Source organism: Neisseria sp. HMSC070F02 (assembly GCF_001814225.1).
Taxonomy (GTDB): domain Bacteria; phylum Pseudomonadota; class Gammaproteobacteria; order Burkholderiales; family Neisseriaceae; genus Neisseria; species Neisseria meningitidis.
The window spans coordinates 1-21,754 of sequence record NZ_KV815355.1 but is presented as its reverse complement, the minus strand read 5'-3'; the positions used below and the strand labels follow the sequence as shown (position 1 = coordinate 21,754).

The window sequence follows — 21,754 nt, the reverse complement described above, 5'->3', positions numbered from 1 at the left end:
GACGAAACCGCATTTTTACAACACATTTCCTGCGTTTCAATGTTTGGTTGCCCTGCTGCGGGGTTTTGGTTTTGAAGCGGATTCCGCCGCCGCTTCCGCACCAGAAGGTTCTGCCCAAGGCTCAGGCTGGCTTTCCAAACCCAGAGCCAATACCTCGTCTATCCATTTGACCGGATGGATGGTCAGGCCGGTTTTCACGTTTTCAGGGATTTCTTCCAAGTCTTTGAGGTTGTCTTTTGGAATTAAAACGTGTTTGATGCCGCCGCGAAGCGCAGCCAACAGTTTTTCCTTCAGACCGCCAATCGGCAGGACTTCGCCGCGCAGGGTAATTTCGCCCGTCATGGCAACATCGGCGCGCACCGGGATTTTGGTGAATGCAGACACCATCGCCAAAGTCATGGCAATGCCCGCACTCGGACCGTCTTTCGGCGTCGCACCTTCGGGAACATGGACATGGATGTCTTTTTTCTCGTAAAAATCAGGAGCCAAGCCCACTGATTCCGCGCGGGAGCGGACAACCGACCACGCTGCAGACACGGATTCCTTCATCACATCGCCCAACTGGCCGGTGCACTGAATCACGCCCTTACCCGGCAATGCTGCGGCTTCGACGGTCAGCAGTTCGCCGCCGACTTCTGTCCACGCCAGACCGGTTACTTGTCCGATACGGTTTTCGCTTTCGGCAACGCCGTAATCGAAGCGGCGCACACCCAAATAGTCGTGCAGATTTTTCTCATTTACTTTAACCGCTTTAGGTTTGGCTTTGCTGGTTTTCTTGGTTTCAGACAACCTCTTCTTATCTTCGTCCAAGGTAATCTGCATCACCACCTTGCGGCAGATTTTGGCAATCTCGCGGTCGAGCGAACGCACGCCCGCCTCGCGGGTGTAGTAACGGATAATATCGCGCACCGCGCTTTCTTCGATTGCCAATTCCCCTTCTTTCACGCCGTTGCGCTTCATTTGCTTCGGCACGAGGTACTGCATCGCGATATTGATTTTTTCGTCTTCGGTGTAGCCGGACAGACGGATGATTTCCATACGGTCGAGCAGCGGGGTCGGGATATTCAGGCTGTTTGAAGTCGCAATAAACATCACATCGCTCAAATCGTAATCCACTTCGGCATAATGATCGGCGAACTTGTTGTTTTGCTCGGGATCAAGCACTTCGAGCAACGCGCTGGCGGGATCGCCCCGGAAGTCGCTACCCAATTTGTCGATTTCGTCGAGCAGGAACAATGGGTTTTTTACGCCGGCTTTTGCCATATTCTGCAGAATCTTACCAGGCATGGAGCCGATATAGGTGCGGCGGTGTCCCCGGATTTCGCTTTCGTCGCGCACGCCGCCCAAAGCCATGCGGACATATTTCCGCCCCGTTGCTTTGGCGATGGATTCGCCCAAAGAGGTTTTGCCCACGCCTGGAGGGCCGACCAGGCACAGAATCGGGCCTTTGAGTTTGTCCATACGTTTTTGGACGGCGAGGTATTCCAAAATCCGTTCTTTGACTTTTTCCAGGCCGTAGTGGTCGGCATCCAGCACCAGTCCGGCTTTGGCGATGCCTTTGCTGACGCGGGATTTTTTCTTCCACGGCAGTTCGAGCAGGGTGTCGATGTAGTTGCGTACGACGGTGGATTCGGCAGACATCGGCGGCATCATTTTGAGTTTTTTCAGTTCGGACAGGCATTTTTCTTCCGCTTCTTTACTCATACCCGCCTTTTTGATGCCTGCTTCCAAGGCATCCAGTTCGCCGTTTTCGTCTTCTTCGCCCAATTCTTTGTGTATCGCTTTAATCTGTTCGTTCAGATAATATTCGCGCTGGGATTTTTCCATTTGGCGTTTGACGCGTCCGCGTATGCGTTTTTCGGCCTGCATAATGTCGAGTTCGGATTCCAGCTGTGCCAGCAGGAATTCCATCCGTTTGCCGATTTCGGAAATCTCCAAAATCTGTTGGCGTTGCGTCAGTTTCAACTGCAAATGCGCTGCGACTGTATCGGTTAGCCGGCTGTTTTCGGCAATGCCGTTAATGCTGCCGATAATTTCGGCGGGGATTTTTTTATTGAGTTTGGCGTATTGTTCAAACTGCGCCAACAGGGTGCGGCGCACGGCTTCGAGGTCGGTATTGCCGCCCGTGTCTTCTTCCACGACCGCCTCTATATGGGAAACGAACAGCCCGCCCGTGTCTTCAATAGTCAGAACACGTCCGCGATACAGCCCTTCGACCAATACTTTTACCGTGCCGTCGGGTAGTTTCAACACTTGCAGGACTTGTGCGACCGTACCGGTCTGATACAGGTCGGCGGCAACCGGTTCTTCTACCGCCGCATCGGTTTGCGCCAACAGGAAAACCGGCTCCTCGCGGGTAATGGCGTTTTCCAGTGCGGCGATGGATTTCGGCCTGCCGACAAACAGCGGCAGAACCATATGCGGGTAAACGACGACATCCCGCAAAGGAAGGGTTGCCAAGGCGGCATATTCCTCAAAATGCTTTTCTTTTTGTGTCATAGGTACTCTCTTGTGTCTGACAGATTGCCGATTTTCGCGTACATTGGGGTTGAAGGTATTATTTCAAGCATATGTGGTTTATTTATGGAGTTTGATGCGATGCCGTCTGAAACATTCCGGCTTCAGACGGCATGGGCTTGGAAAGACAAGGCGGGAACAAAAAACTGTTCTGTGTTGCCGCTCCTTGCTGTACCATCCGTATGGTTTGCGGTTCTGCCGCCCTATTTTCAAAACATGACGCAGGTATTCCATGTCTTCTTTTATTTTTCCCGATAACGGGTTCGAATGGCGCAACGAAAGTCTGCAAAAGCCGCCCAAAGGTTGGCATTATGTCCGCGAAAGTGGTGCAAACGGCATTTTGAAGGCTGCCTATCAAAATATTGCAACTGTCTGGCAGGGCGATTTCCACAATGCCAAACAGGTGCTTTCCGCAATGAAGAAGAAGGTCCGCAAACCTGCCGCCGTCCGTTCCGATGCGGATATTGCCGCCCTTTTCCACGCCCACCGTATGAAGCAGGCGCAGCAGAGCCGTATTCTGAATATGCTTGCCGTTGAAATCCGCCCCGGTTTTGTGTTGGACAACAAACGCGCGCCCGATATACGCGCCGCCCTGCTCGACGTGTACGGAGAGGCGGACGGCAAACCGTTTTTCCTGCCGCTCAATCTGCTGCTGGGGTTTATGGGTGCGCACGAGTGGCATAAGAAAGGGGTTGCCGTTCCGCAGCTGGGCAGCAGCATACACGTTCCTTTCGGCGTATTCTCGCCGTTGCGCGGCGAATACCTCGACCTGCTCGCCCATGCGCCGTCAACGGGTTTTCAGACGGCATTCGATATCGGGACGGGCTCGGGCGTGCTTGCCGCCATTTTGGCGAAACAGGGCATTCCTTCCGTCATCGGCACGGATACCAATCCGAAAGCCGTCGCCTGCGCCCGTGCCAATATTGCCCGTTTGGGCTTTGAAAAACAGGTTGAGATACGGGAAACCGATCTGTTTCCCGAAGGGTTTGCCGACCTGATTGTCTGCAATCCGCCCTGGCTTCCTGCCAAGCCAACTTCCGCCGTCGAATCCGCGTTATACGACCCCGAATCTGCGATGCTGGCTGCGTTTTTGCGGGATGCGCCGAAACATCTGAATCCCGATGGAGAAATCCGTCTGATTATTTCCGACCTTGCCGAACATCTGCACCTGCGTCCGTCCGATTTTCTGGATAAGGCATTTGCTCAGGCAGATTTGCGCGTTGCGGATGTTTTGAAAACCAAACCGGTTCACAAAAAAGCTGCCGACCCGGACGATCCGCTGGCTTTTGCCCGAAACAGGGAAACTACTTTCCTATACCGTTTGAAAAAGGCATAAGGGGCTGCGGTGCGCTTCCGGCGGCAGACATCGGAACGCCCGCGCCGCCGGCACGGCATCATTCGGGCGGATTATTCTTGTGAAAATACCCGCTCGAGCATACTGCCCAATGCCGTCTGACGCGTTTTGACAGTGGCGGCAGCTTGCCGGAAGGTTTCTTCTCCGCCGAAGAATACGAACTTCTCCCTCGCGCGGGTAATGGCGGTATATAACAGCTCCTTACTCAATCCGGACAATGCATCGTCCCCTTCGTCCGAAGGTGCGGCGGAAGGCGGCAGCAGCCAGACTTCCCGATATTCCGAACCTTGGCTTTTGTGGACGGTCATGGCGAATGCGGGTTCGAAATCGGGCAGGCAGCTTACCGCTACCTTTTTAAATCCGTCCGCATCGGCAAAATAGGCGGCAAGGCTGCCCTGCCGTCCGACATCTTCCATAATCAATCCGATGTCGCCGTTGAACAGTTCAAGCGCGTAGTCGTTCTGTCTGATCATAATCGGTTCTCCGGCGAAATAGGCCTGATGTTCCGGTATGTTCATTTTGCGGCGTACATGGCGGCAATAGGCTTCGTTGAAGTCTTCCGCATCCTGCCGCCAAGCTGCCAGGACCACGATATCCGAGATGCCTGCGTATGCGGCTTCGATATTGCCGTCTTTTACCGCCTGCCAATAGGCTTTGTGCGCCCGGTACAACCTTTCGACTCGAGCGTTCGGACTGCATTCCGAATGTTCCAGTTCGTCCGGAAACTGGTCAAACAATGCCCACGCCCCCTCATCGCCCGATACGGCGGCACGGGCAAGGCAGCCGATGCCGCTGTTGTCGCCGAAGCGGTGGCTGAACGACAGATGGGCGGTGTTTTGCGCCAACACGGGCGGATTTGCGCTGACGCTGAAACCGTGTTCCGGAAGGAAGCCGGCCAGCCTTTGGTGCGTTTCTCCGTCCAAAACGGTTTTTTGCGACAAAACGGACAGCACCGCCCCGATTCCGACGGACGGGAGCTGGTTTTCATCCCCCAGCAGAATCACGCGCGCGCCGGTTTTGACCGCTTTCAAAAGTTGCAGCATCAATGCGGTATCCAACATGGAGGCTTCATCGACAATCAGCACATCGAACGGCAGCGGACGGATATGGTCGAACGCCGCCTGCATTTTGGGCGGGCGCAGCTTCAGCAATCGGTGGACGGTTTGCCCTTCCAGTTTGAGCAAATGGCGGCGGACGGCCTCCGGCGCGTCAAAACCGTTGATTGCACGGTGCAGCGCGCGCGCCATATGTGCTGCCGCTTTGCCCGTCGGTGCGGCAAGCGCGATATGGGGAAGATTTTCGTCTTCACCGCAAATCAGCGCCAGCAGTTTGGCAACCGTTGTCGTTTTGCCCGTTCCCGGCCCGCCGGTAATCACCATAAAAGACTGTAACAGTGCCAAGGCGGCGGCATCGCGCTGTCCTTCGCTGCCCGCGCCTTGAAACCATTTTGCGAGGTTTTGCCGCGCACCTGTCGCGTCGGGGGCGGATGTGCCGGCTGCCGCCAAGCGTTTTATCTCGGCAGCCAAATCGTATTCCAACTGCCACATCCTGCCCAAAAACAGCCTTCTGCCTTCCAAAATCAAAGGCGCGGCGGATGTTCCGACCACGGGTGCGAGTGCCGACAGCGCATCAGCCTCGCCACCGCTCAAACGGATAAACGAATGACCGTTCTGCAATGCCTGAAACAGGCGTTCGGTACAGTTTGCAAGCACTTCGTCGCCAGAACCCGCATAGTGTTCCAAAAAACGGATTGCCGCCCTTGCCGCCGCTTGGGCAAATTCATCTGTCTGCCGTTCCATCGTATTCCTTGTCGAAATGCCGTCTGAAGGCGTGGGGCTTCAGACGGCGCGGTGTTGTTTCGGCTGTTTAGGCGTTTGCGCCCTGTTTGGGGTGCAGGCTGCCGTCTTTCATGACCATCACGCGCCCGAAGCGGCCGGCGAGTTCGTCGTCGTGCGTTACGACCACCAGCCCCGTTCCCAATTCTGTTTTCAGTTCCAGCATCATATCCAAAACATTCCTTGCGTTTGCTCGGTCGAGATTGCCGGTCGGTTCGTCGGCAAGCAGGCATTTGGGTTGCGTAACCAAGGCGCGCGCAATGGCGGCACGCTGCCGCTCACCGCCTGAAAGTTCGCCCGCGCGGTGCGTCGAACGGTGTTTCAGTCCGACCTTGTCGAGCATCGACATTGCCGTTTCTGCCGCCTCTTCACGGCTTTTTTTGCCGATCAGAAGCGGCATCATCACGTTTTCCAGTGCCGAAAATTCAGGCAGAAGATGGTGGAACTGGTACACGAAACCGAGATGGCGGTTACGTAAATCGCCCAAACGCCGCTGGTTTAAGGTACGCAAATCCTCGCCCATCAGCAGCACCCTGCCTTCAGACGGCATATCCAGCCCGCCTAGAATATGCAGCAGCGTCGATTTTCCGCTGCCCGAAGAACCGATGATGCCAGTGCTTTCCCCCGCGCGGATTTCCAAATCCAAGCCGTGCAGCACCCGAACGTCCAAACCGCCGTCCCGATAGCGTTTGCCCACGCCTTCGCATTTCAAAATCAACTCACTCATAACGCAAAGCCTCCGCCGGTTGGGTTTTTGACGCGCGCCGGCTCGGGTAGAGCGTCGCCACGAAAGACAGTCCCAAAGAAATGCAGGCAATCAGGGCAACGTCGCCCATATCGACATCGCTGGGCAGGTAGTCGATAAAATAAACCTGCGAATTGATGAGGTGGACACCGAGCAGGTTTTCAAAAAACGCCACGACCCTGCCGACGTTCCAACCCAAAAGCACGCCGCAGACCACACCCGCCAGCGTGCCGAAAAAGCCTGAAAACGCGCCCTGCACCATAAAAATCTTCATCACGCCGCCAGGGGAAAGACCCAAAGTCCGTAAAATCGCAATGTCCGCCTGCTTTTCCGTAACCGCCATCACCAAGGAAGAGACAAGGTTGAACGCCGCCACGGCGATAATCAGCGTCAGGATGATGAACATCATCCGTTTTTCCAACTCGACCGCCTCAAAATAGCTTCGATTGCTGAACGTCCAATCGCGCACCCAAACCGTATCCCTTTGCGCCTCCGGAATCAGTGTTGCCGTCAAGGCGGGGGCGTTTTGCGGGTCGGCGAGTTTCAGCCGCAGCCCCGCAACTTCCTTATCCAAGCGGTACAGTACGCGCGCGTCTTGGATATGCGTCATCGCCAATGAGTTGTCCACTTCGTAAACGCCCGTCTTAACCAGACCGACCACGGTAAACTGCTTCAGGCGCGGCACGACTCCGGCAGGGGTAACGTTGCCCTCCGGCGTGATGACGGTAACTTTATTGCCGACTTCCGCCCCCAAAGCCTCCGCCAAGCCGACACCGAGGATAATGTCAAACTCGCCCGGAATCAGGTCTTCAAATTTGCCTGCCGGCATTTTGTCGCCGTATTCCACCACTTTGCGCTCTTCAGACGGCAAAATGCCGCGCATCTGCACGCCCCTGATTTCGCCCGCATTGGCCAGCAATGCCTGATTGGAAACATAGGGCGCGGCAGCCAAAATACCTTTGCGGTTTTCGGTAAACCGAAGCAGGTTGCGCCAATCCGTATCCGTATTGTCGATATAGCCGATTTCGGCGTGCGGCGCGACATTCAGGAGCTGCCCGCGTATTTCTTTCTGAAAGCCGTTCATAACCGACAAGACGACAATCAGCGCGGTTACGCCCAAGGCGATTCCGGCAATCGAAACCATCGTGATAAACGACATAAAGCCGTTGCGCTTTTTCGCCCTGAGATACCTCAAGCCTATCCAAGCCTCTAGAGAAAACATAACGCTACCTTAAAAATGTCTGCAAACGTGCCGCCCCGGACGGCGGTTTGGGGGCGGCGGCAAAAGTTTATTGTACCGTAAAACCCAGGCAGCGTCCGAACGCCCGAGTGCGGGGGACGGGGCGGCAGAGCGGGCGGAAAACTTGCACAACGCGTCAAACTGCCCTATCCTTTCCTTCAGAAAAACCGTTTCTTGAGGAAAACAATGAATATCCGAACTGCTTTTGCTTTGTGCGCCATCGCCTTATCCGCCGCTGCGGCTGCCTACGCCAAAGAAATCAAAATCGATGCCAACAACACGCCTTATTCCGAAGCCGACGCGCAAAAGCTGGCGGCAACGGCAGTCGGTATGGGTGTTAAGGAACCTATCAGCCTGAACGGCGGCAGCGACAGCATTACCGTGTCCGGCAGCAGCGCGACGCAGTGCGTGTTCAAAGTCGGCAACGGAGGCGCATTGCAGATTCAAGGGCTAAACTGCAAGTAAACCGCCCGGAAAAATGCCGTCTGAAGGCTTCAGACGGCATTTTGCATTGGCGGCGTTATGCCCCGCCTTCTTTAATCAGGCGGCGTTCGTACACCGCCTGCGCCAGCGTTCCCGCATCGACATATTCCAATTCGCCGCCCAAGGGGATGCCCTGCGACAGCCTGCTGACTTTGTAAGGCAGGTTTTTAAAAAACTCGGACAGGACATACGCCGTCGCATTGCCTTCTGCGGTAAAAGCGGTTGCAATAATGATTTCTTCGACTTCCCCGCCGCCCAGCCGTTGCGCCAGCCTGTCCAATGCGATGGCGGATACGTCCATTCCCAGTGCCGTATTGATTTGCCCCATCAGGACGAAATACAGCCCGTCGTGGCAGTTTGCCGCTTCCATATTCGACACGTCGGCAGGCATATGCACCACCATCAGCCGCCGCCCGTCGCGTGTTTCATCGGCACAAATATCGCACAATCCGCCTTCGCAAAACGTGTTGCACATCGCGCAATGATCGACCTGCTTCAATGCCGTCTGCAAGGCATCCACCAGTTTTTCAGCCTCTTTGCGCTTGTGTTGGAGCAAATGATACGCTATCCGCTGTGCCGATTTCGGCCCGACGTTGGGTAAAACCTTCAGCGCGTCGATCAATCCTTGGAAGGCATCTTGTTTTTTGTGGCTCATCATATTCCGCCGTATGGGAAAACGGCCGGAATATTCCGACCGTTATTTTGTCAACAAAAGTGTCAATTACTGACCGTCGCCGTTGTCGACCGATTGCGCTCCTTTGGTCTGTTTGATTTTGCCGTTGAAATAACGTATCAACAAGTCGAAAGTATTGGCAGACTGCTGTTGCGCCAAAGCCTGTTTTGCAAGCGGAAGCTGTGCGGCGATATCATCCGGCGGGGTTACAGCCTGTACTTCGACAATCACGGGTGCCGGCAGACCGATCAGCCTGACGTAGGCGGGTTTGCCGTTTGCCGGTTTTGCTTTCAGCAGTTCCGCATAAGCCTCGGGCGGCATGGACTGCCTTGCCTGCTGTGCGCCCAAAACGGACACTTCCGACCATTTCACGTCAACAGCCTTGCCGCCGTTCAGTTGGGTAAGCACGTCTTTTGCCTTGTTTTCGGCAAGTTTGGCGGCTTCGGTACGGATATAAGCCTGACGTACCGCGTCTTTGGCTTCGGCAAACGGCAGGGTTTTCTCTTCGCGGACTTCTTTGGCGCGGACGACCCACGCGGTTTCGCTGTTGATGGTCAGCACTTCGGAATTGTGTTTTTTCTTCAATACGTCGTCGCTGAATACGGCATTGATCAGGTTTTCGGGCATACCGGACATTTGCGCATCCTGCCTGCTCAGCCAAGTTTCTTGGGTTTCGACTTTCAAACCGCTGTTTTTGGCGGCTTCGGCAAGCGAGGAAGGATGGTTGAACGCGTCATCGCCCAGCTTTTCTTTTGCCTTATTGAAGTCGGCAACCGCCTTTTTCATTTTCAATTCGTTTTCGACGGCGGCTTTTTCCTGCTCGAAAGAAGGTTTGGCTTCATTTGTCGGCAAACGCGCCACGCGCTCTTCAAACGCATTTTTCACTTCCGTTTCACTGACGGTCTGTTTGTCTGCAAAATCCTTCAGATTCAAGGCGACATATTCTAATTTGACCGCCTGCGGCAGCAGATAGTCTTTTTTGTTCGCATTATAAAATTTCTGCAAATCGGCTTCAGACACTTTGACTTGGGCGATGAACTCGTCGGGGTTGAAAGTGTGCGAACGGATGGTGCGGTTGACCTGCGTCAGCCTGATCAGCTGTTCCGCCTGCGCGTCGCCGACCAATACGCCGTTTTGGACGAGGTTTACCAAATTCTGCAAGGCAAACTGATCGCGGATTTCTTCGACAAACTGGTCTTCAGACATATGACGTTGGGAAAGGTAGCGGTTTAAAAGCGCGTGGTCGAATTTGCCGTTTGCGTCGTGGAAATTGGGATCGTCCACGATAATCTGCTTGATTTGTTCGGAAGAAACCGAAATGCCCATCAGCTTCGCGCCCTGTTTCAGGTAGGCGCGTTGCAGCAGGGATTGGAACACCGCGTCGCGCGAAGGGCCGCCGCCGTCCGCCTGTTCGTTCTGTATGGCGTTGTTGATGGAGTGGTCGCTGATTTTTTCGTCGCCCACTTGGACGATGTAGTCGGCACCCGGATGGGATACCGTGCTGACCCCGAAGCCGACGAAGGTTAATGCAATCAGGCCCAAAAGGACTTGGGCGGGCGTTCTGTATTTTTCGATGGAATGGAACATATTTTAAATCGGGATATAGAATGGGAACGGGAAATTCAAGTCGGGTATTGTAACGGTTTTTATCCCTGTCTGCACGGGGCTTGCCGGTTGAAGATGCCGTCGTAGGTTTCTTCGCTGAAGCCGGCGTAAACCTTGCCGCCGCACTCCAATACGGGACGCTTGATCAGGCTCGGCATTTCGGACATCAGTTTGACGGCCTCCGCTGTCGAGGACAGGGCTTTTTGCTGTGTTTCGGCATCGAGTTTGCGCCAGCTTGTCCCGCGTTTGTTGAGCAGGGTTTCCAAAGGCACTTGTTCCAGCCACGAGCAGATTTCCGCTTCAGACGGCATCTGTTTTTTGAAATCCCGAAACTCAAACTCCAAGCCGTATCCGGCAAGCCGGTTTTTGGCTTTTTTGACCGTATCGCAATTTGGGATGCCGTGAAGGACTATCATTTGGAAACCTTTTGTCTGAAATAATAAAACGGATATTTTACTATAAGTGTCTGAAAATTTGCCCGTCTGTTTCAGACGGCGGGGCGGTTATGTTACAATCCGAAAATTCAACAAATTTAATCTCTTGTTCAATATAAGGTTTTACCCATAATGATTTCTACCAACGGCATTACCATGCAGTTCGGCGCGAAGCCGCTGTTTGAAAACGTATCCGTCAAATTCGGCGAAGGCAACCGCTACGGCTTGATCGGCGCGAACGGCTCGGGCAAATCCACCTTCATGAAAATCCTCGGCGGCGATTTGGAACAGACGGCCGGTGAAGTTGCGATTGAAAACGGCGTGCGTTTGGGTAAATTGCGCCAAGACCAGTTTGCCTACGAAGACATGCGCGTGCTGGACGTGGTGATGATGGGCCATACCGAAATGTGGGCGGCGATGACCGAACGCGACGCGATTTACGCCAACCTCGAAGCCACCGAAGACGACTACATGAAAGCCGCCGAACTGGAAGCCAAGTTCGCCGAATACGACGGCTACACCGCCGAAGCGCGCGCCGCCGAACTGTTGAGCGGCGTGGGCATTTCCGAAGATTTGCACAATGCGACCATGGCAGAAGTCGCCCCGGGCTTCAAACTGCGCGTATTGCTGGCGCAAGCCCTGTTCTCCAAACCGGATGTATTGCTCTTGGACGAACCGACCAACAACTTGGACATCAATACCATCCGCTGGTTGGAAGGCGTGTTGAACCAATACGACTCCACGATGATTATCATCAGCCACGACCGCCACTTTTTGAACGAAGTCTGCACTCACATGGCGGATTTGGACTACAACACCATCACCATCTATCCGGGCAACTACGACGACTACATGCTCGCCTCCGCCCAATCGCGCGAACGCGCCCTGAAAGACAATGCCAAAGCCAAAGAGAAACTGCAAGAGCTGCAAGAGTTCGTCGCCCGCTTCTCTGCCAACAAATCCAAAGCCCGTCAGGCAACCAGCCGTCTGAAACAGGCCGACAAAATCAAATCGGAGATGGTCGAAGTCAAACCTTCCACCCGTCAAAACCCGTATATCCGTTTTGAAGCCGATGAAAAAGCCAAGCTGCACCGTCAGGCTGTGGAAGTTGAAAAACTGGCGAAACGCTTTGAAACCCAGTTGTTTAAAAACCTGAACTTCATCCTTGAAGCGGGACAACGCCTCGCCATCATCGGCCCGAACGGCGCGGGCAAATCCACCCTGCTGAAACTCTTGGCCGGCGCGTACAACCCCGAATATTCAGACGGCCTGTTACCGGACGAAGGCACCATCAAATGGGCGGAAAAAGCCAGTGTCGGCTACTATCCGCAAGACCATGAAAACGACTTCGACGTCGATATGGACCTGAGCGAATGGATGCGCCAATGGGGGCAGGAAGGCGACGACGAACAAGTCATCCGCGGCACTTTGGGGCGTTTGCTCTTCGGCAGTAACGATGTCGTGAAAAAAGTGAAGGTTCTCTCCGGTGGTGAAAAAGGCCGTATGCTTTACGGCAAACTGTTGCTGTTGAAACCCAATGTCTTAGTCATGGACGAACCGACCAACCATATGGACATGGAAAGCATCGAATCCTTGAACATGGCACTGGAAAAATACAACGGCACGCTGATTTTTGTCTCCCACGACCGTCAGTTCGTTTCCTCCTTGGCAACCCAAATCATCGAACTGGACGGCAAAGGCGGATATGAACACTACTTGGGCGATTACGAAAGTTACTTGGAGAAAAAAGGCGTAGCATAACCGCCGGTTGGAACAATGCCGTCTGAAGCCGCTTCAGACGGCATTGTTGATAACTTTAAAATAGGAAGCATATGCAGACTTACCTCGTCGGCGGTGCCGTCCGCGATTATCTTTTGGGCTTGCCCGTCAAAGACCGCGATTGGGTGGTCGTCGGCGCAGACGCACAAACCATGCTGGCGCAAGGCTTCCAGCCTGTCGGCAAAGATTTTCCCGTGTTTCTCCATCCCGAAACGCACGAAGAATACGCCCTCGCCCGCACCGAGCGCAAAACCGCCAAAGGTTACGCTGGCTTCAGTTTCCACGCCGACAAAGACGTTACGCTGGAGCAGGACTTGATGCGCCGCGACCTGACCATCAACGCGATGGCGCAAGATGCGGACGGCAAGATTATCGACCCTTTCGGCGGACAACGGGATTTGGCGGCAGGCATTTTGCGCCACGTTTCCCCGGCCTTTGCCGAAGACCCCGTCCGCATCCTGCGTACTGCCCGCTTTGCCGCGCGCTACGGATTTGAAATCGCCGAAGAAACCATGAAGCTGATGCGGCAGATGGTGGCAAACGGCGAAGCGGACGCATTGGTTGCCGAACGCGTCTGGCAGGAATTGGCGAAAGGTTTGATGGAAAAAAATCCGCGCAAAATGATTGAAGTGTTGCGCGAATGCGGCGCACTCAAAGTCTTGCTGCCCGAAGTCGATGCCCTCTTCGGCGTGCCGCAACGCGCCGACTACCATCCCGAAATCGACAGCGGCATCCATACCCTGATGACGCTGCAACGCGCCGCCGATATGGGCTTGAGCCTGCCCGAACGCTATGCCGCCCTGCTGCACGACTTGGGCAAAGCCAAAACACCGTCCGACATCCTGCCGCGCCACCACGGACACGACCTCGCCGGTGTCGAACCCATGCGCGAAGTCAATCAGCGGCTGCGCGCGCCGAAACATTGCGCCGAGCTTGCCGAATTGGTTTGCCGTTGGCACATTATTTTCCACCAAGTCGGACAGCTTAAAAGCCAAACCATTCTGAACGTTTTGAAAAAAACCGACGCTTTCAGACGACCCGAACGCTTTCAGACGGCATTGAACGTCTGCATTGCCGACACGCAAGGCCGTCTGAACCGCGAACACACGCCCTACCCGCAACGCGCGCACTGGCTCGCCTTACTCGAAGCCGCCAATCAGGCGGATTCGGGCAAAATCGCCGCCGAATGCCGCGCGCAGGGAAAAGCGCACCTTATCGCCGAACAAATCGACCGGGCGCGGCTGGCACAAATCGCCCCATTGCAAAAAGCGTTTCGAGCGGCGCAAGACAAAACAGAAAAACATTAAAACGTCCAATGCAGCCACTATTATAGTGGATTAAATTTAAATCAGGACAAGGCGACGAAGCCGCAGACAGTACAGATAGTACGGCAAGGCGAGGCAACGCTGTACTGGTTTTTGTTAATCCACTATAAAGTTTTGAGGACGATACCCAATCCAAGCTTTGCAACAGCCGCCGCCATATCCGCTATAATTCACGCTTCAGCCATTCCGCCCCCGACATAAAATCATGACCCTGAAAACCGATTTATTGCCTAAAATCAACAACGAAGATTATCAACGCCTCATCCTCAAACACAGTGCGGAATTTAGCGGTGGCGAAATCCGCCTGTTGAACGAAATCCTCGAAAAATTCAATTTCGACGTTGTTCAGGCGCAGGCATTGGCGCAAGCCGTCATGCAGCAAATCCGCTTCGACCCCAACGCCTATCACATCGACAGCGATGACGAAGACACCACAGGCATCTGCCCACACTGCATCAATCCGCCCATGCCGCCCCTGCGCGATTACCTCGTTTGGCGCGAAACGCGCGGATAAAACGCTTTTGACCGTTATCTTTTCAATGCCGTCTGAAACGCCGCCGACCGTTCAGACGGCATACCCGACAAAGGGAACACTATGCTGCAAACCGACAACCTAACCGCTGCCCAGCCCCAGCGCATCATCACTGCCCAAAGCATCTCCTCACAAGAAGAGTTGCTCGAACGTGCCCTGCGTCCTAAAACGCTGGACGACTATATCGGGCAAGACAAAGCCAAAGAACAGCTTGCCATTTTCATCCAAGCCGCCAAAAAACGCGGCGAAGCACTCGACCACGTTTTGCTCTTCGGCCCGCCCGGACTGGGCAAAACCACACTGGCGCACATCATCGCCAAAGAATTGGGCGTAAATTTGCGCCAAACCAGCGGCCCCGTCCTCGAACGCGCAGGCGACCTCGCCGCCCTTTTGACCAACCTTGATCCGCACGATGTATTGTTCATCGACGAAATCCACCGCCTCAGCCCTGTTGTCGAAGAAATCCTCTATCCCGCGCTCGAAGACTACCGGCTCGACATTATGATAGGCGAAGGACCCGCCGCCCGTTCCGTCAAAATCGACCTGCCGCCCTTCACGCTCATCGGCGCGACCACCCGCGCCGGTATGCTGACCAATCCGTTGCGCGACCGCTTCGGCATCGTCTCCCGCCTTGAGTTTTACGAAAACCGAGACCTTACCACCATCGTCAGCCGTTCGGCACAACTGTTGCAGCTCGATATGTCCGAAGAAGGCGCGGAAGAAATCGCCAAACGCAGCCGCGGTACGCCGCGCATCGCCAACCGCCTGTTGCGACGCGTGCGCGATTTCGCCGACGTGAAAAACAACGGCACAATCGACGGCGGCATCGCCGATGCCGCTTTAAGTATGCTGGACGTGGACGCGCAGGGGCTGGACGTGATGGACAGGAAATTTCTCGAAGCCGTTTTGCACAAATTCGGCGGCGGCCCGGTCGGTTTGGACAATGTTGCCGCCGCCATCGGCGAATCTACAGACACCATCGAAGACGTTATCGAACCCTACCTTATCCAACAAGGCTTCCTGCAACGCACCCCGCGCGGCAGGATGGCGACCGAACGCGCCTACCTGCATTTCGGGCTGCCCGTCGAAAAATAACGCAATGCCGTCTGAAACAGAGCTAATTTTCAGACGGCATTTCTATTTCAATCATTGGCGCAAGGTTCAGCCTGCCGCTTTTTTCCAGTTCCGCCCTCATCGCATCAATCACCGCCTTATAGTCTGGTTTGCCGAAAATCGCAGAACCGGCAACAAAGGTATCCGCACCAGCTCGGGCAACGGCGGCAATATTGTCGGTTTTGATGCCGCCGTCCACTTCGATGGCGATGTGCCGCCCGCTTTGTGCTTCGTACCGATCCAGCATCGCCCGCACCCGGCGGATTTTTTCAAGGGTGTGCGGGATGAAGCTTTGTCCGCCGAATCCGGGGTTGACCGACATCAGCAAAACCATATCCAGCCTGTCCAATACGTTTTCCAACAGATATACGGGCGTTGCCGGATTCAACACCAGCCCCGCCTGACAGCCCATATCACGAATCAGGCTCAAGCTGCGGTCGATATGGCGGCTCGCCTCGGGATGGAACGTGATGATTGATGCTCCTGCTTTGGCAAACGACTGAATCAGGTCGTCAACGGGTTCGACCATCAGATGCACATCAATCGGCACGCTTGCATAAGGCTTCAACGCCGCGCAAACCATAGGGCCGAAGGTCAGGTTCGGCACATAATGGTTGTCCATCACGTCAAAATGGATCAGATCTGCACCTGCCGCAATGACGCTTTCCACCTCTTCTCCAAGGCGGGCAAAGTCTGCCGACAAAATACTGGGTGCGATACGGTAGGCGGTCATATTTTTTCCTTCAATGCCTTTACGGGCGGACTCAACGCGGGAAAGCCCCGAAACAGCATTATTAACAAAAGTTAACTGCCATAATACCATCTTTCACACGGCAATCAAGTATATTGTCCGAAATATCTGGATTAAAGGAAAAGCCGTGCCACTGCCCGCTCCCTGCCGTTTCGCCAAACCTGCCGCCTCTTTTTTAAGTATGGCTTTGCTTTCCTGCCAGCTTTCCCACGCCGCCACGGCTTATATCCCCCTGAACGATTTTCAACCGAACTGCGACATACGCCGACTCGGACTGACACAGGGTCAGCACAATGAACTGCGTAAAATCCGCGCCGCCTTCAAAATGGCGGGCGACAGGGCGCGTTTGAAGGTTATGCATTCCGAACACAGCCGCCGCCGGTCTGTCGTCGAAATCATTTCTTCGGATGTTTTTAATCGGAACGAGGCGCGCGATTATGTCGAAAGCCGCTATTTGTCCGGTATGGATTTTGCGGTGGACGAATTGGAAATCCAACACCGCTTCTTCCATATCCTCACACCGCAACAGCAGCAAATGTGGCTTTCTTCCTGCCTCAAATAATCCCCGAAACGCTCACAACGCCCGTTGTTTCGGCAGCCTGCCCGCCCAGTCGCAGGCAAACTGCCACGCGGAACGTCCCGAACGGCTGCCCCGCGTCTGCGCCCACTGCAATGCCGCCATCTGTGCGGTTTCATCATACGGCACGCCGAAATCTTCCAGCCAATTTTGCACCGCCGCCAGATAATCGTTTTGATCGAACGGATAAAAACTGAGCCACAATCCGAATCGGTCGGACAGGGATATTTTTTCTTCCACCGCTTCTTTCTGATGGATTTCCCCCCGCATCCCCGTCGTACCGGCATTCTCGTCAAAATATTCGGGCATCAGGTGCCGTCTGTTGGAAGTCGCGTAAACCAAAACGTTGGCGCAACGTTGAGACAGACCGCCGTCTAACGCGGTTTTCAATGCCTTATAGGTTTCATCGCCGCTTTCAAACGACAAATCATCGAAAAATTCGTTCAATTCCATCTCTACCTCACTTTGCATATCTTTGCGCCATCAGCCGTTCGACGGTGTCGACGATTGCCTGCGTATTCGGATCGATTTCGATGTTGATCCTGTCGCCGACCTTTCTGCTGCCGAACAGCGTCCGTTCCAAAGTTTCGGGAATCAGATGGACATTGAAACGGCCGTCTTCGACTTTGCCTATGGTCAGGCTGCAACCGTCCAAGCCGACGAACCCTTTGGTCAGGATATAGGGTTTGAGTTCATGCGGGAGCGAAAACCAAACCGTGCGGTTGAACCCGTCCCGTTCGATTTCGACAATAGGCACGGTTGCCATAATGTGTCCGCTCATGACGTGTCCGCCGATTTCGTCTCCGAAACGCGCCGCCCGTTCGATGTTGACGCAATCGCCTTCCTTCAGCAGCCCCAAATTGGTTTTTGCCAAAGTTTCCGCCATTAAATCGAAACTAACGCGGTTTCCTTCGATTTCGGTAATCGTCAGGCAGCAGCCGTTATTGGCAACCGATGCGCCGCGTTGCAGATTGTCCGCCGCCTCTTGCGGAAGCTCGACGACATAAGTGTGAAATGCCTCCGACGGGCGGTGGATTGCCGTCAGTTTTCCCAAGCCTTGAACAATGCCTGTAAACATAATCCTGTTTTCCTGTGTCGGTAAAATGGTGCAAATTGTAGCATCTCCCCGCGAAAAATGCCGTCTGAAATGCCTTCAGACAGCATTATGCCTCCGATTCGGGCAAAAACCGCCCGGTACGGCTTGACCTTTCCTTTCTCGGTTTGCGTGTTCAAGTCGGCAAAATGCCCGTCAAACTCGAATCTGACCGACCGCGCCCTTTGCTGCTGCAACCAGCTTCTTAATGTTTTCATACCCGAAAACAGATAGGGAATCGCGCTTTGCAGAATCTGCGGGCGGATATACATAATGTTGTAGTGCATCGTTATCGGCGTTTCCACATAATACGCATTGCACAACGGTGTGCGTTTCGACACGGTTTCAAACCTCGCCACCAAATCGCCCGGCAGATACGGCATATCGCACGGCACAACCAAAAGCCAGTCGGCAGTCGCCAACTGCAAATCGTTGGCTGCGGTACACAATGCCGAAAGCGGGCCGAAATGCTGCCACTGCCGTGCGTCCGGAAAAATATGCGGACTTCTTCGAGCATATTCTTCCAAATTCCGGTTGGTGCTGATGGCGATATGGCTGACCTGCGGCCTGACCCTGTCGATGACATGATCTATCAGTGCCTTACCCCCCAAAAGAGCAAGCCCTTTGTCCTCGCCTCCCATACGGCTCGCCTGACCGCCGGCCAGTATCAGGGCAAAAGTTTTCATTGCGGATGCTCTCTTGGAAAAGTTCGAGGTTTTCATGATTGCAGTCTGCCGTTCCCAATGACTCAAAATGCCGTCTGAAGCAGACGGCAAATAAATTCATATTATCTGAATTTTATCATAACATGATTTAACACTGAAGCGGTACGGATTATGTTTTCCTTAACCAATTCTTTCTGAGCAGTTGTATCTAATCCCAAAGAATGATATTGTTTGCATTATTTAGAACAATTTTTCGCCGAGCATGATACTGCCAGCCCGTTTTTCAGACGGCATCAGCCTTTCCCTACGCCTGAAACTCCTGACCGGAGTGTGGGTCGGGTTGGCGGCATTGTCTGTCGTTTTGACACTGCTGCTCTCTTTGCGTCTGGAAAACGCGGCCTCCGTCATCGAAGAGGCGGGCAACTTGAGAATGCAGGCATACCGTCTGGCATACATGGCGGGTGAAGGATCTCCCCGCTCCCAAATAGACAATCAGGTTGACGAATTTGAAAAAAGCCTGAATCGTATTTCACAAAGTGATGCCATCCATCCGCTGATTCCTTCGGACACCCCTCTTGCTTATGATTTGATACAATCCATGCTGATTATAGATTGGCAGGCACACATCCTCCCCCCGCTCCAGTCCTACCGGCGACCGACTCAGGTCGATCTCTACCGCTTTGCCGGAAACATCGAACTGTTTTTGCAGGCATTGGAAAATGCCAACGAAAAAAACACATGGTGGCTCAGGCGTTTTCAATGGGCAATTATGTTGATGACGCTGGTGTCGTCTGTACTGATGCTGTTTTGGCACCAGATTTGGGTTATCCGGCCGCTGCAGGCGTTAAGGGAAGGTGCGGAACGCATCGGACGGAGGTGTTTCGATATTCCGGTTCCCGAAGGCGGTACGCCGGAATTCAAACAGGTCGGGCGTTGTTTCAATCAAATGGGCGGCAGGTTGAAAATTTTATATGATGATTTGGAAGGACAAGTCGCCGAGCAGACACGCAGTCTCGAAAAACAAAATCAAAACCTGACCCTGCTGTACCAAACTACACGGGACCTGCACCAATCCTACATACCGCAACAGGCTGCAGAACATTTTCTAAACCGTATCCTGCCCGCCGTAGGAGCAGATTCCGGCAGAGTTTGTTTGGACGGCGGATCCGATGTTTATGTTTCCATTCATCATGCGGATTGCGGCACAGCAGCTTCGGATTTGGGGAAGTACCATGAGGAAATCTTCCCCATTGAGTACCAGAACGAAACATTGGGCAGGCTGTTGCTCAGCTTTCCAAACGGCATTTCTCTTGATGAAGACGACCGCATCCTGCTTCAAACACTAGGCAGGCAATTGGGCGTATCGCTTGCCGGCGCAAAACAGGAGGAAGAAAAACGCCTGCTTGCAGTATTGCAGGAACGCAACCTGATTGCGCAAGGATTACATGACAGCATCGCACAAGCATTAACGTTCCTAAACCTACAGGTACAGATGCTGGAAACCGCCTTTGCCGAAAACAAACGGGAGGAAGCCGTAGAAAACATCGGCTTCATCAAAACAGGCGTGCAGGAATGTTATGAAGATGTCCGCGAACTGCTGCTCAACTTCCGTACCAAAATCAGCAATAAAGAATTTCCCGAAGCCGTTGCCGACCTATTCGCCCGCTTTACGCAACAAACCGGGATAACGGTCGAAACCGCCTGGGAAAACGGTTCGTTCCTGCCGCCTCAGGAAGCGCAGCTCCAAATGATTTTTATCCTGCAGGAAAGCCTGTCCAACATCCGCAAACACGCCCGCGCCACCCATGTAAAATTCACCCTTTCCGAACACGGCGGACGCTTTACCATGACCATCCAAGACAACGGACAAGGTTTCGACACGGAGAAAATAGGAGAACCCACGGGCAGCCATGTCGGACTGCACATCATGCAGGAGCGTGCCAAACGCATCCATGCCGTTTTAGAAATCCGTTCCCAAGCTCAACAGGGAACCACCGTCTCATTGACGGTTGCATCTGAAGAAAGCTTGAAATGACTATTAAAATTATTCTGATAGACGACCATACCCTCTTCCGCAGCGGCATTAAAGCCCTTTTGTCGCGCCAACACGGTTTTGAAGTCATCGGCGAAGCCGCAGACGGCCTCTCGGGCATTAAAATGATCAACCGGCTCCAACCCGATGTCGTCCTGCTTGACCTTGATATGCCCGGTATGAACGGACGCGAAGCACTCTCCCAAATCATCAGCATCAATCCGCAGCAGGCAGTGATTATGCTGACCGTTTCCGAAGACAGCGACGATTTGACCGAATGTATGCGCATCGGCGCGCGCGGCTACCTGCTGAAAAACATCAACGCCGACTTTCTGCTCGAAAGCATACGCAAAGCCGCCGAAGGCGATAATGTATTCTCGCCCGAGATGACCGCCAAACTCGTCAAAAGCCTGATTTCCCCCCAACCTGCCCAAGGGACGCAGGCACTCTCCTCACTTACCCCTCGTGAACTGGAAATCTTGGGCTATCTCGCCGCAGGACACAGCAACAAAATCATCGCCCGCCACCTCGATCTTGCCGAATCCACCGTCAAAGTCCACGTTCAAAACCTGCTCCGCAAACTCAACCTCAGCAGCCGGGTGCAGGCCGCCGTTTACGCCATCCGGCACAACGTCCCCCAACCTGTGCCGGAATAGGCGTTCAGACGGCATATTAGGGGTTTTAATCCCCGTACGGTCATTCGGATAACAGACCAAGCATGTAAGTTTATGCCCCCATAAGTACGCTTGGCATAGCAGTAATATTGTTCGGTTCAGTGTTTTCCGTTTGCCCCTATCTGATACTGCAATATCAGCTATGCCGTCTGAAAACGCATCATCATGATATTTTCAGACGGCATAATAAAAAGCGGAAATACTAATGCAGGGTAAAATGTTCCATTCCGAATCCCATAAATATACAATGGCTTATATCGTTTAAGCATGTGTAACCCACCCTCATATCAATCAATATATAGTGGATTAACAAAAACCAGTACGGCG

General features: G+C 53.8%; 19 protein-coding genes and 2 pseudogenes. 10 read left to right on the top strand and 11 right to left on the bottom strand.

All coding sequences use genetic code 11. From position 1 onward, the window contains the following. Positions 1-36: 36 nt before the first annotated feature. Complete coding sequence (gene lon, locus HMPREF2959_RS00855) at positions 37-2,499, bottom strand: endopeptidase La (RefSeq protein ID WP_002243525.1); 2,463 nt, start codon at positions 2,497-2,499, stop codon at positions 37-39. A 99-nt stretch (positions 2,500-2,598) separates the two neighbouring features. On the opposite strand from lon, the gene HMPREF2959_RS10435 reads away from it, so the two are divergent. Both HMPREF2959_RS10435 and HMPREF2959_RS00850 read left to right on the top strand, forming a co-directional pair. Then, complete coding sequence (locus tag HMPREF2959_RS10435; RefSeq protein WP_226893060.1) at positions 2,599-2,775, top strand: nitric oxide synthase; 177 nt, start codon at positions 2,599-2,601, stop codon at positions 2,773-2,775. Continuing rightward, positions 2,750-3,853: a methyltransferase gene (locus tag HMPREF2959_RS00850; protein WP_002243526.1), complete on the top strand. Its 1,104-nt coding sequence runs from the start codon at positions 2,750-2,752 to the stop codon at positions 3,851-3,853. Before HMPREF2959_RS10435 ends, HMPREF2959_RS00850 begins: the two co-directional genes overlap by 26 nt. Before the next feature lie 71 nt (positions 3,854-3,924). Here HMPREF2959_RS00850 and recD read toward each other — a convergent pair whose 3' ends face one another. The 3 genes from recD to HMPREF2959_RS00835 all read right to left on the bottom strand — a co-directional run bounded on the left by recD (position 3,925) and on the right by HMPREF2959_RS00835 (position 7,673). Then, entirely contained in the window at positions 3,925-5,670 is a 1,746-nt protein-coding gene (recD, locus tag HMPREF2959_RS00845; RefSeq protein ID WP_070696244.1) for an exodeoxyribonuclease V subunit alpha, read from the bottom strand. A 67-nt stretch (positions 5,671-5,737) separates the two neighbouring features. Continuing rightward, positions 5,738-6,433, bottom strand: a complete 696-nt coding sequence (gene lolD, locus HMPREF2959_RS00840) for a lipoprotein-releasing ABC transporter ATP-binding protein LolD (RefSeq protein WP_002237003.1) — start codon at positions 6,431-6,433, stop codon at positions 5,738-5,740. Next, a complete protein-coding gene (locus tag HMPREF2959_RS00835; RefSeq protein ID WP_002213503.1) occupies positions 6,426-7,673 on the bottom strand; it encodes a lipoprotein-releasing ABC transporter permease subunit in 1,248 nt (415 codons plus the stop codon). Before HMPREF2959_RS00835 ends, lolD begins: the two co-directional genes overlap by 8 nt. Positions 7,674-7,877: 204 nt before the next feature. On the opposite strand from HMPREF2959_RS00835, the gene HMPREF2959_RS00830 reads away from it, so the two are divergent. Further along, the gene (locus tag HMPREF2959_RS00830) at positions 7,878-8,156 is read left to right on the top strand and encodes a hypothetical protein (protein ID WP_002220967.1); all 279 of its coding nucleotides are present in this window, start codon (positions 7,878-7,880) and stop codon (positions 8,154-8,156) included. Between the two features lie 55 nt (positions 8,157-8,211). Here the strand turns inward: HMPREF2959_RS00830 and recR are convergent, their stop codons facing one another. The 3 genes from recR to HMPREF2959_RS00815 form a co-directional block, all read right to left on the bottom strand. After that, complete coding sequence (recR, locus tag HMPREF2959_RS00825) at positions 8,212-8,829, bottom strand: recombination mediator RecR (protein ID WP_002219242.1); 618 nt, start codon at positions 8,827-8,829, stop codon at positions 8,212-8,214. Positions 8,830-8,895: 66 nt separating this feature from the next. Beyond that, complete coding sequence (locus HMPREF2959_RS00820) at positions 8,896-10,434, bottom strand: SurA N-terminal domain-containing protein (protein ID WP_002241585.1); 1,539 nt, start codon at positions 10,432-10,434, stop codon at positions 8,896-8,898. A 59-nt stretch (positions 10,435-10,493) separates the two neighbouring features. Beyond that, positions 10,494-10,868 carry an arsenate reductase gene (locus tag HMPREF2959_RS00815; protein ID WP_002223750.1) on the bottom strand — a complete coding sequence of 125 codons (375 nt, stop codon included), beginning with the start codon at positions 10,866-10,868 and terminating at the stop codon, positions 10,494-10,496. A gap of 150 nt (positions 10,869-11,018) precedes the next feature. Here HMPREF2959_RS00815 and HMPREF2959_RS00810 point away from each other — a divergent pair, with 150 nt between their 5' ends. From HMPREF2959_RS00810 to ruvB, 4 genes are all read left to right on the top strand, one after another. After that, positions 11,019-12,647 (top strand): ABC-F family ATPase, encoded by a 1,629-nt coding sequence (locus HMPREF2959_RS00810; RefSeq protein ID WP_002243528.1) that lies wholly within the window; start codon positions 11,019-11,021, stop codon positions 12,645-12,647. A 71-nt stretch (positions 12,648-12,718) separates the two neighbouring features. Next, positions 12,719-13,972, top strand: a complete 1,254-nt coding sequence (locus HMPREF2959_RS00805; protein ID WP_002243529.1) for a multifunctional CCA addition/repair protein — start codon at positions 12,719-12,721, stop codon at positions 13,970-13,972. Between the two features lie 223 nt (positions 13,973-14,195). Further along, a complete protein-coding gene (locus tag HMPREF2959_RS00800) occupies positions 14,196-14,504 on the top strand; it encodes a hypothetical protein (RefSeq protein WP_002217140.1) in 309 nt (102 codons plus the stop codon). Positions 14,505-14,585: 81 nt separating this feature from the next. Next, positions 14,586-15,617, top strand: a complete 1,032-nt coding sequence (ruvB, locus tag HMPREF2959_RS00795) for a Holliday junction branch migration DNA helicase RuvB (protein ID WP_002243530.1) — start codon at positions 14,586-14,588, stop codon at positions 15,615-15,617. Between the two features lie 22 nt (positions 15,618-15,639). Here ruvB and rpe read toward each other — a convergent pair whose 3' ends face one another. Then, positions 15,640-16,368, bottom strand: a complete 729-nt coding sequence (gene rpe, locus HMPREF2959_RS00790) for a ribulose-phosphate 3-epimerase (protein ID WP_002219237.1) — start codon at positions 16,366-16,368, stop codon at positions 15,640-15,642. Positions 16,369-16,513: 145 nt separating this feature from the next. Here rpe and HMPREF2959_RS00785 point away from each other — a divergent pair, with 145 nt between their 5' ends. After that, on the top strand, positions 16,514-16,948 hold the full coding sequence (locus HMPREF2959_RS00785) for a Spy/CpxP family protein refolding chaperone (protein ID WP_002229506.1): 435 nt from the start codon (positions 16,514-16,516) through the stop codon (positions 16,946-16,948). 12 nt (positions 16,949-16,960) lie between these two features. Here HMPREF2959_RS00785 and HMPREF2959_RS00780 read toward each other — a convergent pair. From HMPREF2959_RS00780 to HMPREF2959_RS00770, 3 genes and pseudogenes are all read right to left on the bottom strand, one after another. After that, positions 16,961-17,401, bottom strand: a pseudogene (locus tag HMPREF2959_RS00780) (DUF815 domain-containing protein); the annotation flags it as partial. Positions 17,402-17,423: 22 nt separating this feature from the next. Further along, complete coding sequence (locus HMPREF2959_RS00775; protein WP_002217135.1) at positions 17,424-18,041, bottom strand: riboflavin synthase; 618 nt, start codon at positions 18,039-18,041, stop codon at positions 17,424-17,426. A gap of 137 nt (positions 18,042-18,178) precedes the next feature. Continuing rightward, positions 18,179-18,778 (bottom strand): annotated as a pseudogene (locus HMPREF2959_RS00770) (molybdenum cofactor guanylyltransferase); the annotation flags it as partial. Between the two features lie 205 nt (positions 18,779-18,983). On the opposite strand from HMPREF2959_RS00770, the gene HMPREF2959_RS00765 reads away from it, so the two are divergent. Further along, positions 18,984-20,756 carry a histidine kinase gene (locus HMPREF2959_RS00765; RefSeq protein ID WP_002243533.1) on the top strand — a complete coding sequence of 591 codons (1,773 nt, stop codon included), beginning with the start codon at positions 18,984-18,986 and terminating at the stop codon, positions 20,754-20,756. Next, a complete protein-coding gene (locus HMPREF2959_RS00760) occupies positions 20,753-21,409 on the top strand; it encodes a response regulator (protein WP_002243534.1) in 657 nt (218 codons plus the stop codon). The genes HMPREF2959_RS00765 and HMPREF2959_RS00760 overlap by 4 nt, the downstream gene beginning before the upstream one ends. Positions 21,410-21,754: the final 345 nt, after the last annotated feature.

What these genes read in the sequence shown, in the direction of transcription:
- lon (WP_002243525.1), bottom strand. Translation starts at nt 2,499, where the DNA reads ATGACACAAAAAGAAAAGCATTTTGAGGAATATGCCGCCTTGGCAACC.
- HMPREF2959_RS10435 (WP_226893060.1), top strand. Translation starts at nt 2,599, where the DNA reads ATGCCGTCTGAAACATTCCGGCTTCAGACGGCATGGGCTTGGAAAGAC.
- HMPREF2959_RS00850 (WP_002243526.1), top strand. Translation starts at nt 2,750, where the DNA reads ATGTCTTCTTTTATTTTTCCCGATAACGGGTTCGAATGGCGCAACGAA.
- recD (WP_070696244.1), bottom strand. Translation starts at nt 5,670, where the DNA reads ATGGAACGGCAGACAGATGAATTTGCCCAAGCGGCGGCAAGGGCGGCA.
- lolD (WP_002237003.1), bottom strand. Translation starts at nt 6,433, where the DNA reads ATGAGTGAGTTGATTTTGAAATGCGAAGGCGTGGGCAAACGCTATCGG.
- HMPREF2959_RS00835 (WP_002213503.1), bottom strand. Translation starts at nt 7,673, where the DNA reads ATGTTTTCTCTAGAGGCTTGGATAGGCTTGAGGTATCTCAGGGCGAAA.
- HMPREF2959_RS00830 (WP_002220967.1), top strand. Translation starts at nt 7,878, where the DNA reads ATGAATATCCGAACTGCTTTTGCTTTGTGCGCCATCGCCTTATCCGCC.
- recR (WP_002219242.1), bottom strand. Translation starts at nt 8,829, where the DNA reads ATGAGCCACAAAAAACAAGATGCCTTCCAAGGATTGATCGACGCGCTG.
- HMPREF2959_RS00820 (WP_002241585.1), bottom strand. Translation starts at nt 10,434, where the DNA reads ATGTTCCATTCCATCGAAAAATACAGAACGCCCGCCCAAGTCCTTTTG.
- HMPREF2959_RS00815 (WP_002223750.1), bottom strand. Translation starts at nt 10,868, where the DNA reads ATGATAGTCCTTCACGGCATCCCAAATTGCGATACGGTCAAAAAAGCC.
- HMPREF2959_RS00810 (WP_002243528.1), top strand. Translation starts at nt 11,019, where the DNA reads ATGATTTCTACCAACGGCATTACCATGCAGTTCGGCGCGAAGCCGCTG.
- HMPREF2959_RS00805 (WP_002243529.1), top strand. Translation starts at nt 12,719, where the DNA reads ATGCAGACTTACCTCGTCGGCGGTGCCGTCCGCGATTATCTTTTGGGC.
- HMPREF2959_RS00800 (WP_002217140.1), top strand. Translation starts at nt 14,196, where the DNA reads ATGACCCTGAAAACCGATTTATTGCCTAAAATCAACAACGAAGATTAT.
- ruvB (WP_002243530.1), top strand. Translation starts at nt 14,586, where the DNA reads ATGCTGCAAACCGACAACCTAACCGCTGCCCAGCCCCAGCGCATCATC.
- rpe (WP_002219237.1), bottom strand. Translation starts at nt 16,368, where the DNA reads ATGACCGCCTACCGTATCGCACCCAGTATTTTGTCGGCAGACTTTGCC.
- HMPREF2959_RS00775 (WP_002217135.1), bottom strand. Translation starts at nt 18,041, where the DNA reads ATGTTTACAGGCATTGTTCAAGGCTTGGGAAAACTGACGGCAATCCAC.
- HMPREF2959_RS00765 (WP_002243533.1), top strand. Translation starts at nt 18,984, where the DNA reads ATGATACTGCCAGCCCGTTTTTCAGACGGCATCAGCCTTTCCCTACGC.
- HMPREF2959_RS00760 (WP_002243534.1), top strand. Translation starts at nt 20,753, where the DNA reads ATGACTATTAAAATTATTCTGATAGACGACCATACCCTCTTCCGCAGC.